Source organism: Mycobacterium tuberculosis complex sp. N0072 (assembly GCF_030323725.1).
GTDB classification, from domain to species: Bacteria; Actinomycetota; Actinomycetes; order Mycobacteriales; family Mycobacteriaceae; genus Mycobacterium; species Mycobacterium tuberculosis.
Map to the genome: position 1 here is coordinate 1,857,909 of NZ_CP040689.1, position 13,516 is coordinate 1,871,424.

Here is a 13,516-nt window from a genome sequence, read left to right on the forward strand (position 1 = left end):
TTGTAGCCCCGCATCGGTGTGCTGAGGGCACCGGCTGATGTCGGCCGTTGTCTTAGATGACGTGTCATGGCTGTTAGACTGGACGCCGCGACCATCCCGGCGAAGGCCAGGGACAGTTAAGTGGAGTCCCACTCCCACCGCTAGCCACGAGATCGTTTCACACCTTCTCAAGGTTCAGCGGTCCGGTCACAGGCATCTCGGATGCCTGTTCTGCGTGCAGCGTGGGCGGCTTTGGCCGCGATCGGTCGGCATTGGGCCCTGCTTGTGCAGGGCTTTTTTTGCTGATGGTTTGGGTGTGTTCCCCACCTGATTCCGGCCGGGTCCAACAAGCTGGTCGCGCCTGGAACAGCAGCCAACGAGGGAGGCCCCATCAGCACTGAAACCCGCGTCAACGAGCGCATCCGCGTACCTGAAGTCCGATTGATCGGCCCAGGGGGGGAGCAGGTAGGCATTGTGCGTATCGAAGACGCACTTCGCGTCGCCGCGGACGCAGATCTCGACCTTGTCGAAGTTGCTCCCAATGCCAGACCGCCGGTCTGCAAGATCATGGACTACGGCAAGTACAAGTACGAGGCCGCGCAGAAGGCGCGCGAATCCCGCAGAAACCAACAGCAGACCGTCGTCAAAGAACAAAAGCTGCGACCAAAGATTGACGATCACGATTACGAGACCAAAAAGGGTCACGTCGTCCGCTTCTTGGAGGCGGGATCGAAGGTCAAGGTCACCATTATGTTCCGTGGACGTGAGCAGTCGCGGCCGGAGTTGGGCTATCGATTGCTGCAGCGGCTGGGTGCGGACGTCGCCGATTACGGATTCATCGAGACGTCCGCCAAGCAGGACGGACGCAACATGACGATGGTGCTGGCACCGCACCGCGGTGCGAAGACCCGCGCTAGGGCCCGCCACCCGGGTGAACCGGCCGGCGGGCCGCCGCCCAAGCCCACGGCCGGTGACAGCAAAGCCGCACCGAACTAGCTCGCCAGCAAGACACGCAGAACCTAGAAATTCTAGAAATTGAGGAAACATGCCCAAGGCCAAGACCCACAGCGGGGCCTCGAAGCGGTTCCGGCGCACCGGTACCGGCAAGATCGTCCGGCAGAAGGCCAACCGTCGGCACCTGCTCGAGCACAAGCCGAGCACCCGCACCAGGCGCCTGGACGGCCGCACCGTGGTGGCAGCCAACGACACCAAACGGGTCACGTCGTTGCTGAACGGCTGACCGTACCGCCGGCCGGCTCCGGCACCTGACCAATCACGTCCGAACGAGAGTAGGAAGATCCATGGCACGCGTAAAGCGGGCGGTCAACGCCCACAAGAAGCGGCGCAGCATCCTGAAGGCATCGCGAGGCTATCGCGGCCAGCGATCGCGGCTTTACCGCAAAGCCAAAGAGCAGCAGCTGCATTCACTGAACTACGCCTACCGTGACCGCCGGGCGCGTAAGGGCGAGTTCCGCAAGTTGTGGATCGCACGGATCAACGCGGCTGCGCGCCTCAACGACATCACCTACAACCGGCTTATCCAGGGGCTGAAGGCCGCCGGCGTCGAGGTGGACCGGAAAAACCTCGCCGACATTGCGATCAGCGACCCGGCGGCGTTCACCGCGCTGGTCGACGTCGCCCGGGCGGCACTGCCCGAAGACGTCAACGCCCCCTCCGGGGAGGCCGCCTGATCCGGATTCCGGCCTGAGGCAGGGCTACGCCGGTGCTCACCGAACGCTCGGCCAGGGTGGCCACGGCGGTCAAACTGCATCGTCACGTAGGCCGGCGCCGGGCGGGACGTTTTCTCGCCGAAGGCCCCAACCTGGTAGCGGCGGCGTTGGCGCGCGGGCTGGTACGGGAGGTATTCGTCACCGAAGTTGCGGCGCGGCGGCACGAGCTCTTGTTGGCCGCGCACGAGGCTTCGGTTCATCTGGTGACTGAGCGGGCCGCGAAGGCGCTCTCTGATACGGTCACGCCGGCCGGGTTGGTGGCGGTGTGCGATCTGCCGGCGACCCGACTTGAGGATGTATTGGCCGGCTCACCTCAGCTGATCGCGGTGACCGTCGAGATCCGCGAGCCGGGCAACGCGGGTACGGTAATCCGCATCGCCGACGCCATGGGTGCCGCGGCGGTGATCCTCGCCGGGCGCAGCGTCGACCCATGCAACGGCAAGTGTCTGCGCGCGTCCACCGGTAGCATCTTCGCGATCCCGGTCGTCGTCGCGCCCGATGTCGGTGCCGCCATCGCCGACCTGCGAGCGGCCGGACTGCAGGTGCTGGCCACCGCAGTGGACGGCGAGATGGCTCTCGACGATGCCGATCGGCTGCTTGCCGAGCCGACGGCATGGCTGTTCGGGCCCGAAGCACACGGGTTGTCGGCCGAGATCGCGGCCTTGGCGGACCACCGCGTACACATCCCGATGTCGGGAGGGGCGGAGAGCCTCAACGTCGCGGCCGCGGCCGCGATCTGTCTGTATGAGAGCGCTCGGGCGTTGGGCCGCCGCTGATTGTCCGGCCCTACGCAGCGCGGCTGGGGCCCCGCGCCGGCCGCACGCCGGCCAGCGAAAGTGTGGAATGGACCAGCGCCCCGGCGCGTTCCATCAGGGCCTTGGCGGGATCGAGAGCCGACCGGGTAAAGCGATGGGAACGGGGTGGGAAGTAGTGCATCGGCAGCCCCTGCCGATCCCGTGGTGGCGCCATGAAGCCGGGCGCTTGCACCAGGGGCGCGTCATGGCGAGTACGGCCTGCCGCTCGCCGGTAGGCGGCCAGCGCGCGCGGGTGCAACCGGATTTCGTCGGGCACCGCCAAAAACGCCAGTTCTACCACCTTGCCGAACACTCGCAGCAACACCTCGTCACCCGGTGTCCAGTGCATTCCCGCCTTCTCCCGCACGGCCGGGTCGAACAGGCCGGCCGCGATCCAGCGCTGACCGGCTATTAGCGGCTTGAACAGCTGATCCCAGATCGGCGTTGGCATGAGTACAAACCTCGGTTTGGGAATCCGCATCTGGAGGATGTCCACGGTCGCCTGATTGATCTCGAGCTTGTCGCGGCACACCCGGTCCCAATAGTCCTGAAAGTCTTCCCACGACTTGGGCACCGGTCGCATGCTCATCCCATACATCCGGTACCAGCGCACGTGCTCCTCGAAGAGCTGGTGTTTTTCGGCCTCGGTCAAGCCTCCGCAGAAGTATTCGGCGACCTTGATGACAAGCATGAAAAACGTCGCATGCGCCCAGTAGAACGTATCTGGATTCAGCGCGTGATAGCGACGCCCCTCAGCGTCGACTCCCTTGATGGTTCGGTGGTAGCCCTTGATCTGCTGGCCGGTCTGGGCCGCTCGGTCACCGTCATAGACCACACCCATGATCGGGTACACCGAGCGGGCTACCCGCTGCAAGGGTTCGCGGAGCAGGATTGAATGCTCCTCGACACCGGCACCTAGCTCGGGATACATATTTTGGATCGCGCCGATCCACACACCCATCATCCCGGTGCGCAGGTCTCCGAAATATTTCCAGGTCAGCGAATCGGGCCCGAGCGGGTCGGCGGATGTCCTCGATGCGACAGTCATGACTGCCTCCGTGCCAGGTTAGTCTGCGCCCACGATAGGCATTGACAACGCGCGTTGTCCACGATTTGGTCCGCCGATATCGCGCCGTGTCACCCAGTGCCTCCTCCGGGTGGCAACGAGCGTGGACGAGGACTGCAGCTGCATAGCTTGGCCCGCGGTGCGTGCGGGGGCAGGGAGTCCAATGAAAAATGTTGCTTAGAACGCCAGAAAGTTTTTAACTAGATCAGGATTGCTTAGCTGTAGACTTTATTTCTCAATGACCACGTAAGGATTGCTGCGGCCAGTACAACGTGTACAAGGAGTCGGGCTATGTCGTTTCTCACCGTGGCGCCGGACATGGTAACGGCGGCCGCCGGGAATTTGGAAAGCGTTGGCTCGGCACTGAATGAGGCCGCTGCGGCGGCGGCGCCAGCCACGGTTGGGCTGGCGGCCCCGGCCGCGGATCGGGTGTCGGCGGTCGTCGCGGCGATGTTGGGGGCATATGCCCGGGATTTTCAAGGCATCAGTGCTCAGATCGCGGGTTTTCATAACCAGTTCGTGGGCGCGTTGCGGGGCGGTGCGGCCGCCTACGCCAGCGCCGAAGCCGCCAACGTCCAGCAGACCGTGGTGAACGCCGTGAATGCGCCCGCCCAGGCGCTGTTGGGGCACCCGTTGATCGGGCCCGAGACGGTCGGCTCCAGCGCCGCCGCGGTCTCCTTCGGCTTCGGCCCGTTGCTCCTCGCTGGTAGCGATCCGCTGCTGGCCGTGCCATTCAGCTATCCGGCCAGTCTGCCCACCCCATTCGGTCCAGTAACGATGACGCTCAACGGGTCGTTTGATCCGCTTACCCAACAGGTTGTTTTCGACTCGGGATCACTCACCGCGCCCGCTCCGTTCGTGTACGGTCTTGGTGCGGTAGGTCCAGCTCTCACCACCATGACCGCGCTGCAAAACAGCGGCACAGCATTTTCCGGCGCGGTGCAAAGCGGGAACCTGCTAGGGGCCGCGGGCGCGCTTCTGCAAGCTCCCGGCAACGCGGTGACCGGCTTCCTGTTTGGCCAAACAGCGATATCGCAGTCGATACCGGGGCCATCGAATCTGGGCTACGAGTCGGTGGGTATCAGCGTTCCGGTCGGGGGGCTCTTGGCTCCGCTGCAGCCCGTGACGGTCACGTTGACGCCCACATCTGGTATGCCGACTGCCATTCAATTGAGTGGTACGCAGTTTGGCGGCCTTCTTCCCGCCCTACTCAACGGTTTCTAACCGTCTGCGGACAGCCGCCGCAAACCGCGTGATCAGCGTGTTTGATGCGACTTGTGCCACAAACACCGAGGTCGTCATTGCCGGGCTCAGCCCGCACCACCTACCCTTGCCACGTGGAGGTCGGGCCGCAGGATTCGGAGTCCGGCGCGCCCGACGAGACGGCAACCGCCATGGCGTCGCCAGTACCTCGACAACGGTCCGCACTACGCTGGCTGCGCACCGTGAACCGCAGCCCTGGCCTGGTGTCATTCATCCACCGGGCGCGCCGCCTGTTGCCTGGCGATCCGGAATTCGGCGACCCGTTGTCCACCGCGGGTGAGGGTGGTCCACGTGCCGCGGCTCGAGCTGCCGATCGGCTGCTGCGGGATCGCGATGCGGCCTCGCGCGAGGTCGGCCTGAGTGTGCTGCAGGTGTGGCAGGCGTTGACCGAGGCCGTTTCCCGCCGGCCGGCAAACCCGGAGGTGACGTTGGTGTTCACCGACCTGGTCGGCTTTTCCACGTGGTCGTTGCACGCTGGTGACGATGCCACCCTCACGCTGCTGCGGCAGGTGGCCCGGGCTGTCGAATCCCCCCTCCTGGACGCCGGCGGGCACATCGTCAAACGGCTGGGCGACGGGATCATGGCGGTGTTCCGCAATCCGACCGTCGCGCTGCGAGCCGTGCTCGTCGCCCAAGATGCTGTGAAGTCGCTTGAAGTGCAAGGCTATACACCGCGAATGCGGATCGGTATCCACACCGGCCGGCCGCAGCGGCTGGCCGCCGACTGGCTCGGCGTCGACGTCAACATCGCCGCCCGGGTTATGGAACGTGCCACCAAAGGGGGCATCATGATCTCGCAACCGACCCTGGACCTGATCCCGCAAAGTGAGTTGGACGCGCTGGGCGTCGTGGCCCGGCGGGTGCGTAAACCCGTGTTTGCCAGCAAGCCCACCGGCATTCCGCCCGACTTGGCGATCTATCGCATCAAGACTGTTAGCGAGTCGACAGCTGCCGATAACTTCGATGAGATGAGTCCCGATGCACAGTAGAACGCGATGATCTACCGCGTCGCCTGCCTGCTGGCCCGGATCCGGTTCACCGTGGGCTACGTGGCGGCTCTTGCATCGGTCAGCACCACCATCCTGATGCATGGTCCGCAGGTGCACGCCCAGGTGATTCGGCATGCCAGTACGAACCTGCACAACCTGGCCCATGGACACCTGGGAACGCTGTGGAACAGCGCCTTCGTCATCGACGAGGGCCCGCTTTATTTCTGGTTACCCTGCTTGGCGTGTCTGCTCGCGGTCGCGGAGCTGCAGCTGCGCAGCTTGCGGCTGACCGTGGCGTTCGTCGTCGGTCATATTGGGGCGACACTGTTGGTGGCGGCCGTGCTTGCCGGGGCGATCGAGATCGGCTGGTTGCCATGGTCCATTAGCCGGGTCAGCGATGTCGGGATGAGCTACGGTGCCCTCGCGGCGCTCGGGGCGCTGACCGCGGCAATCCCTGGGCGGTGGCGGCCGGCATGGATTGGTTGGTGGGTATCGCTGGGCTTGGCGACTGCGACCATCGGCGGTGGTTTCACCGATGCCGGCCACACGGTTGCGTTGCTGTTGGGCATGTTAGTGACTGCCTGCTTCACCCGGCCCGCGCGCTGGACACTCGGGCGGTGTGCCTTGCTGGCGGTGGCGTCGGGGTTCTGCTTGGTGCTGCTAGCCCATAGCTGGTGGAGCTTGGTGAGTGGGTCGGCCTTGGGTCTACTCGGGGCCCTGGGTGCCGCCGGGTTTGCGCGTTGGACCAGAGCGCGCGCCACATCGCTGCCACCCGGCGCGCTGGCGATTCCGCAGCCGGCGCTAAGTCGCTGAGTCCCGCACAACGCGTGCCGAGCCGGGCCGACCGAATCACCTATGATTTGCACTTGCGTCACGCCGTTAGCGGGCAAGTCGGGTACGTCCATCAGTCCAGTTTCCGCTCCGCGACGATGCGGGCGGTCCGAATAGCCTCGTCAGCAAGGAGAGTGGCGCCGCGTGGGTGATCCCCCCCTCGAGTCGATTGTGTCGATGTTGTCGCCGGAGGCATTGACCACGGCGGTCGACGCCGCCCAGCAGGCCATCGCCCTAGCGGACACCCTGGACGTCCTGGCGCGCGTCAAGACGGAGCATCTCGGCGACCGCTCGCCGTTGGCGCTGGCGCGGCAGGCGCTGGCCGTGCTGCCCAAAGAACAGCGAGCCGAGGCCGGTAAGCGCGTCAACGCCGCCCGCAATGCCGCTCAGCGCAGCTACGACGAACGGCTGGCGACGCTGCGTGCCGAGCGCGACGCGGCCGTGCTGGTGGCCGAAGGTATCGATGTCACATTGCCCTCGACTCGGGTGCCGGCCGGCGCCCGGCACCCGATCATCATGTTGGCCGAACACGTCGCCGACACGTTCATCGCGATGGGATGGGAACTGGCCGAGGGGCCCGAGGTGGAGACCGAGCAGTTCAACTTCGACGCCCTCAACTTCCCTGCCGACCACCCTGCGCGCGGCGAACAAGATACCTTCTACATCGCGCCGGAGGATTCGCGGCAGCTGCTGCGCACCCATACCTCACCGGTGCAGATTCGCACCCTGCTAGCGCGTGAGCTGCCGGTCTACATCATCTCGATCGGTCGTACCTTTCGCACCGACGAACTCGACGCCACCCACACGCCCATCTTCCATCAGGTGGAAGGCCTAGCGGTGGACCGCGGTCTGTCGATGGCTCACCTACGTGGAACGCTGGACGCTTTTGCGCGCGCCGAGTTCGGGCCGTCTGCGCGGACCCGGATCCGGCCACACTTCTTCCCCTTCACCGAACCGTCCGCCGAGGTCGATGTGTGGTTTGCCAACAAGATTGGCGGCGCCGACTGGGTGGAGTGGGGCGGGTGCGGAATGGTGCATCCGAACGTGTTGCGGGCCACCGGCATTGATCCCGATCTCTACTCCGGTTTCGCGTTCGGGATGGGGTTGGAACGCACCCTGCAGTTTCGCAACGGCATTCCTGACATGCGCGACATGGTCGAAGGCGACGTCCGATTCTCGTTGCCGTTCGGGGTGGGTGCCTGATGCGGCTACCCTACAGCTGGCTGCGCGAGGTGGTTGCGGTCGGCGCTTCGGGCTGGGACGTTACCCCAGGCGAACTCGAGCAGACGCTGTTGCGCATCGGCCACGAGGTCGAAGAGGTCATCCCCCTTGGTCCGGTGGACGGCCCGGTGACCGTGGGGCGGGTGGCCGATATCGAGGAGCTCACCGGCTACAAGAAGCCGATCCGGGCCTGCGCGGTAGATATCGGCGATTGGCAGTATCGCGAGATTATTTGTGGTGCAACCAATTTCGCGGTTGGTGATCTGGTGGTGGTAGCGCTGCCCGGTGCCACGCTGCCCGGTGGATTCACCATTAGCGCCCGCAAGGCCTACGGTCGCAACTCCGACGGAATGATCTGCTCGGCAGCCGAACTCAATTTGGGCGCAGACCATTCCGGGATCCTGGTGTTGCCCCCCGGAGCCGCCGAGCCCGGAGCTGACGGCGCGGGCGTGCTGGGGCTCGACGACGTGGTCTTCCATCTGGCCATCACCCCAGACCGCGGTTACTGCATGTCGGTGCGCGGCTTGGCCCGCGAGCTCGCGTGCGCCTACGACCTGGACTTCGTCGACCCCGCCAGCAACTCGCGGGTGCCGCCGCTACCCATCGAGGGGCCAGCCTGGCCGCTGACGGTTCAGCCCGAGACGGGGGTGCGCCGGTTCGCGCTACGCCCGGTCATCGGGATCGACCCCGCCGCGGTATCGCCCTGGTGGTTGCAGCGCCGACTGCTGCTCTGCGGTATCCGCGCGACCTGTCCGGCGGTCGACGTGACCAATTACGTGATGCTCGAACTTGGCCACCCCATGCACGCCCACGACCGCAACCGGATCAGCGGAACCCTCGGAGTGCGGTTCGCCCGGTCCGGCGAGACCGCCGTGACCCTCGACGGTATCGAGCGCAAGCTCGATACCGCCGATGTCCTGATCGTCGACGATGCTGCGACAGCGGCGATCGGCGGCGTGATGGGGGCGGCCAGCACCGAAGTGCGGGCCGACTCCACCGATGTCCTGTTGGAGGCCGCGATATGGGACCCGGCTGCGGTATCGCGTACCCAGCGGCGGCTGCACCTGCCTAGCGAGGCCGCCCGTCGTTACGAGCGGACGGTGGACCCGGCCATCTCCGTGGCCGCTTTGGACCGGTGCGCAAGGCTGCTCGCCGACATCGCCGGGGGGGAGGTTTCTCCCACCCTTACCGACTGGCGGGGTGACCCGCCGTGTGATGACTGGTCACCGCCGCCGATCCGGATGGGAGTCGATGTGCCGGACCGCATCGCCGGGGTGGCCTATCCGCAGGGCACTACTGCCAGGCGCTTGGCCCAGATCGGCGCGGTGGTGACCCACGACGGCGACACCTTGACCGTGACCCCGCCGAGTTGGCGACCTGATCTGCGGCAACCCGCAGACCTTGTCGAGGAGGTGCTGCGGCTTGAGGGGCTGGAAGTTATCCCGTCGGTGCTGCCACCGGCGCCCGCGGGTCGTGGACTCACCGCTGGGCAGCAGCGCCGTCGCACGATCGGCAGGTCGCTGGCGCTGTCGGGCTATGTCGAGATTCTGCCGACTCCATTTCTGCCGGCCGGTGTGTTCGATTTGTGGGGGCTGGAAGCCGATGACTCACGGCGCATGACCACGCGGGTGCTCAACCCGCTGGAGGCCGATCGTCCGCAACTGGCGACCACGCTGCTGCCGGCCCTGCTGGAAGCCTTGGTGCGCAACGTGTCCCGAGGGCTGGTCGACGTCGCGCTGTTCGCCATCGCCCAGGTGGTCCAGCCGACCGAGCAGACGCGCGGTGTCGGGTTGATCCCGGTTGACCGGCGGCCGACCGATGATGAGATCGCCATGCTGGATGCCTCGCTGCCCCGGCAACCCCAGCACGTCGCGGCGGTGCTGGCCGGACTGCGCGAGCCTCGAGGCCCCTGGGGCCCGGGCCGCCCGGTAGAGGCGGCTGATGCGTTCGAGGCGGTGCGAATCATCGCGCGCGCCAGCCGCGTGGACGTGACCCTGCGGCCGGCCCAATATCTGCCGTGGCATCCGGGCCGGTGCGCGCAGGTGTTCGTCGGGGAAAGCTCGGTTGGTCACGCCGGGCAGCTGCATCCCGCCGTGATCGAGCGCTCGGGTCTGCCGAAAGGCACCTGCGCGGTGGAACTGAACCTAGATGCGATTCCGTGCAGCGCGCCGCTGCCGGCACCCAGGGTGTCGCCGTATCCGGCCGTGTTCCAAGACGTCAGCCTGGTGGTGGCCGCGGACATCCCCGCTCAGGCGGTGGCCGACGCCGTGCGCGCGGGGGCAGGCGACCTGCTGGAGGATATTGCGTTGTTTGACGTGTTCACCGGCCCGCAGATTGGTGAGCACCGCAAGTCGCTGACCTTCGCGCTGCGGTTTCGTGCGCCGGATCGCACCTTAACCGAAGACGACGCCAGCGCCGCCCGCGATGCCGCTGTGCAAAGCGCAGCCGAACGGGTGGGTGCCGTGCTGCGTGGCTGAACCGACTCAGCACGCGTTCAACGAAAATTTGACGACGGCATTTCAGCGCGCCGCGTTTATACCTCGCCGCCCTGTCCGGGTAGCGGCGCCGCCCTAAGGGGCAATTGCCTGCGCTAGCTGTGTGGGAGCGTAGTTCACCAACGCGGGAACGATGCCGCCGGCGGGCGTACCTTCGAGCGTAACGGTAACCGGCCCGATGACCGGTATTACCGCCGTGGCCTGAAACGGCTGCAGAGGCGCAAGAATGCCGCCGACGGGAACCTCGACCGTCACCGGAATCCCCCCTGTCGCCGATGTTGGCAGGGCCAGCGGCAGCCTGGCCTCGCCATTGAGGAAGCCGTTGGCGACGTTGGCGGGAGCACCGACCAGGGCCGCCGCTGCCGCCTGCAGGTTTCCGGCCTGCACGGCGCTGACGAACGCTGTCGTGCTCTCGGCGAATGCGATTGCCGTCGTGATCGGCGAACCCACCGCATTAAGGGTCATCGCCAGCGGCAATCCAAACGTCATCACCCCGGTCAAGTTCGTGGTATCGATCGAAAAGGCGATGGTTGTGTCCGTGACCGTCATCACCACATTGGTGAAGTTTTGTGACATGGCGCCGGGGATGCTCAGGATGGGGAACAGGTCTCCCACCGGCCCGAGCAGCAGGATGTTCGACAAGTCACTCGCGTCAACACCGCTGACGAAGACCTTCACCACCGCCCCTAACACGTCGGTCACCGCGCCGCTGACGTCGCCTGCCGCGAGGGCTTGCAAGGCCGATTGCAGGCTCGGCGGTATGCCAGCCAGCCCAATAGCGAAGTCCCTGGTGGCATCTGTCAGCGCGGTTAGGGTCAGCTGGCCGTAGCCGAACTGGTTGGCGAGGTACTGCTGCAGGAACGGCGCCGGGTCGGCAAGCCAGGTATTGCCGATGCTCGCCAGGTTGGCGACCGTGTTGGCGATGAGGTCTTCGTATGGCCCGAGGATGGGAACACTGCTGCTCAGGCTAGGGAAGGCCAGCGCTGCCGCGCCCGGTGGACCGGAGCTGCCACTTTGGCCGAACAACACCCCGCCGGTGCCACCGGTGCCGCCATTACCCGGGGCACCGGCCGGGCTGCCGGCGCCACCGGCGCCACCGTCACCACCGTTGCCGATCAAGGTGGCGTTGCCGCCGTGACCGCCGTCGCTACCGGTGCCGCCGGCCTTGGTACCGGAACCGGCGCCGCCCGCGCCGCCGGTTCCGCCGGTCCCGCCGTCGCCGAACACTTGGCCGGCGTTGCCGCCGTTTCCGCTGGCACCGCCCTTACCGCCGATACCGTTGCCGCCACTGTGATCCCCACCGGTACCACCGGCGCCGCCCTGCCCGCCATTACCGAACGCGATGGCGCTGCCTCCGGTGCCGCCGATACCGCCGGTGCTACCCTCAAGGGCGCCATCGGCGGTGGTGCCACCGTTGCCGCCGTTCCCACCGGCCCCACCGTTGCCCCATATCAGCCCGCCGGCACCGCCGTGACCGCCGGCACCGCCGGTACCGCCGGGACTTGCGAAGAGGGAGCCAGAGTTAGCCCCACCAGTGCCGCCGTTCCCACCGGCCCCACCGCTGCCGAGAAGCAACGCGGTGCCGCCGCTGCCGCCGGCACCGCCGACACCGGAGCTAAATAGCGCTGCAGCCCCACCGGCGCCACCGGCCCCACCGTTGCCGCCATTGCCGATGAAGCTACTGCCCGCGGCACCACCGGCGCCGCCGGCACCGGCGTTGGCGAGTATGTTGATAGCAGCCCCGCCGATGCCACCGGCCCCCCCGTTCCCGCCGTTGCCGTAGAGCAGCCCGCCGACGCCGCCGGCCCCGCCGGCCCCGCCGGCTCCGCTGGTAGCGCTGGCCAGATCGCTGCTCGTCCCCCCCTTGCCGCCGACGCCACCGGTCCCACCGTTACCGAACAAGCTGGCGTTGCCGCCAGCACCCCCGGCACCGCCGACGCCGGAGTCGAACAATGGCACCGTCGTATCCCCACCATTGCCGCCGGCCCCACCGGCACCGCCGTTGCCGTACAGCAGGCCGGCGTTGCCGCCGGCCCCGCCAGCGCCGGCGTTCATGCCGACGCCCAACAATGACGTGGCGGCGCCGCCGTCGCCGCCGGCACCGCCGGAGCCCCACAGGCCGACGCTGCCGCCGGCCCCGCCGGCCACGCCGCTACCGGTGAGACCGCTGGTGCCGCCAGCGCCGCCGGCACCGCCATTGCCGACCAGGGTATTCCCGCCCGCACCCCCGGCGGCGACGGTGCTCGATCCGCCGTCCCCGCCGTTGCCGAACAGTGCATTTCCACCTGCACCGCCAGCCTTCGAGGTGCTGGAACCACCGTCCCCGCCATTGCCGAACAACCCGCCGTCCGCGCCGGCTAGCCCCGATCCGGCCCCAGCATTGCCGCCGTTACCAAATATCGTCCCGGCGTGGCCGGCGGCTCCGCCGGAAGCCCCACTTCCGCCGTTCCCGCCGTTGCCGAACAGCAGGGCGTTGCCGCCGGCCCCACCGGCCGCAGCGGCACTGCCCCCGTTGCCGCCGGCACCGCCGTTGCCATACAACAGTCCGCCGGTGCCGCCGGCCCCGCCAGCGCCGCCTGCACCTCCAGCACCGCCGGCGCCGCCGGCGCCGCCGTTGCCGATCAATCCGGCGGCCCCGCCGTTACCGCCGGCCCCGCCGTCGGGTCCGCCGGCCCCGCCGTTGCCGCCGTTGCCGTACAAAATTCCACCGGGCCCGCCGTTGCCGCCGGCATTTGACCCGGTCCCCGCCACTCCATCGGCGCCGTTGCCGATCAGTGGGCGCCCCAGCAGCGTCTGCGTGGGCGCATTCACCGCGTCGAGCAGGGCCTGCATCGACGACACGCTGGCGGCCTCGGCGCCGGTATAGGCCGCCGCGCCGCCGTTCAACAAGCTCACGAACTCGGCGTGAAACGTCGCCGCCCGGGCGTTGAGCGCTTGAAATTGCTGACCGTAGGCGCCGAATAGTCGCGAGACAGCCGCCGACACCTCATCGGCGCCGGCCGATGCCAGCGCGGTCGTGGGGGTCGATGCGGCGGCAGCGGCTTCGCTCAGTGCCGAGCGAATACCAGCTAAATTGGCGGCCGCTGCTGTGACCAAGTCCGGCTCCACGAGTAAGAACGACATGGCGGTCCCCCTTCGACTCGGCGCA

The 13,516-nt window shown here is 67.2% G+C and carries 11 protein-coding genes; 9 read left to right on the forward strand and 2 right to left on the reverse strand.

Features of this window, described 5'->3' with window-relative positions:
- Nucleotides 1-369: 369 nt before the first annotated feature.
- From infC to FF952_RS08720, 4 genes are all read left to right on the forward strand, one after another.
- Nucleotides 370-975, forward strand: coding sequence for a translation initiation factor IF-3 (gene infC, locus FF952_RS08705; protein WP_003901217.1), 606 nt, complete (start codon nucleotides 370-372; stop codon nucleotides 973-975).
- Between the two features lie 49 nt (nucleotides 976-1,024).
- Entirely contained in the window at nucleotides 1,025-1,219 is a 195-nt protein-coding gene (gene rpmI / locus FF952_RS08710) for a 50S ribosomal protein L35 (RefSeq protein WP_003408106.1), read from the forward strand.
- Between the two features lie 61 nt (nucleotides 1,220-1,280).
- Nucleotides 1,281-1,670 (forward strand): 50S ribosomal protein L20, encoded by a 390-nt coding sequence (rplT, locus tag FF952_RS08715; protein ID WP_003408108.1) that lies wholly within the window; start codon nucleotides 1,281-1,283, stop codon nucleotides 1,668-1,670.
- A 32-nt stretch (nucleotides 1,671-1,702) separates the two neighbouring features.
- Nucleotides 1,703-2,485, forward strand: coding sequence for a TrmH family RNA methyltransferase (locus FF952_RS08720; protein WP_003904662.1), 783 nt, complete (start codon nucleotides 1,703-1,705; stop codon nucleotides 2,483-2,485).
- Nucleotides 2,486-2,495: 10 nt separating this feature from the next.
- Here the strand turns inward: FF952_RS08720 and FF952_RS08725 are convergent, their stop codons facing one another.
- Complete coding sequence (locus FF952_RS08725; protein ID WP_003408141.1) at nucleotides 2,496-3,551, reverse strand: oxygenase MpaB family protein; 1,056 nt, start codon at nucleotides 3,549-3,551, stop codon at nucleotides 2,496-2,498.
- Between the two features lie 309 nt (nucleotides 3,552-3,860).
- Between FF952_RS08725 and FF952_RS08730 the strand changes: the two genes are divergently transcribed.
- The 5 genes from FF952_RS08730 to pheT all read left to right on the forward strand — a co-directional run bounded on the left by FF952_RS08730 (nucleotide 3,861) and on the right by pheT (nucleotide 10,350).
- On the forward strand, nucleotides 3,861-4,793 hold the full coding sequence (locus tag FF952_RS08730; RefSeq protein WP_003900384.1) for a PE family protein: 933 nt from the start codon (nucleotides 3,861-3,863) through the stop codon (nucleotides 4,791-4,793).
- A 113-nt stretch (nucleotides 4,794-4,906) separates the two neighbouring features.
- The gene (locus tag FF952_RS08735; RefSeq protein ID WP_003913695.1) at nucleotides 4,907-5,821 is read left to right on the forward strand and encodes an adenylate cyclase; all 915 of its coding nucleotides are present in this window, start codon (nucleotides 4,907-4,909) and stop codon (nucleotides 5,819-5,821) included.
- A 6-nt stretch (nucleotides 5,822-5,827) separates the two neighbouring features.
- Nucleotides 5,828-6,634 carry a rhomboid-like protein gene (locus FF952_RS08740; protein ID WP_003408145.1) on the forward strand — a complete coding sequence of 269 codons (807 nt, stop codon included), beginning with the start codon at nucleotides 5,828-5,830 and terminating at the stop codon, nucleotides 6,632-6,634.
- A 195-nt stretch (nucleotides 6,635-6,829) separates the two neighbouring features.
- Complete coding sequence (pheS, locus tag FF952_RS08745) at nucleotides 6,830-7,855, forward strand: phenylalanine--tRNA ligase subunit alpha (protein ID WP_003901219.1); 1,026 nt, start codon at nucleotides 6,830-6,832, stop codon at nucleotides 7,853-7,855.
- Nucleotides 7,855-10,350, forward strand: a complete 2,496-nt coding sequence (gene pheT / locus FF952_RS08750; RefSeq protein ID WP_003904663.1) for a phenylalanine--tRNA ligase subunit beta — start codon at nucleotides 7,855-7,857, stop codon at nucleotides 10,348-10,350. The genes pheS and pheT overlap by 1 nt, the downstream gene beginning before the upstream one ends.
- A gap of 93 nt (nucleotides 10,351-10,443) precedes the next feature.
- Here the strand turns inward: pheT and FF952_RS08755 are convergent, their stop codons facing one another.
- Nucleotides 10,444-13,491 carry a PE domain-containing protein gene (locus FF952_RS08755; protein WP_031653843.1) on the reverse strand — a complete coding sequence of 1,016 codons (3,048 nt, stop codon included), beginning with the start codon at nucleotides 13,489-13,491 and terminating at the stop codon, nucleotides 10,444-10,446.
- Between the last annotated feature and the right edge of the window lie 25 nt (nucleotides 13,492-13,516).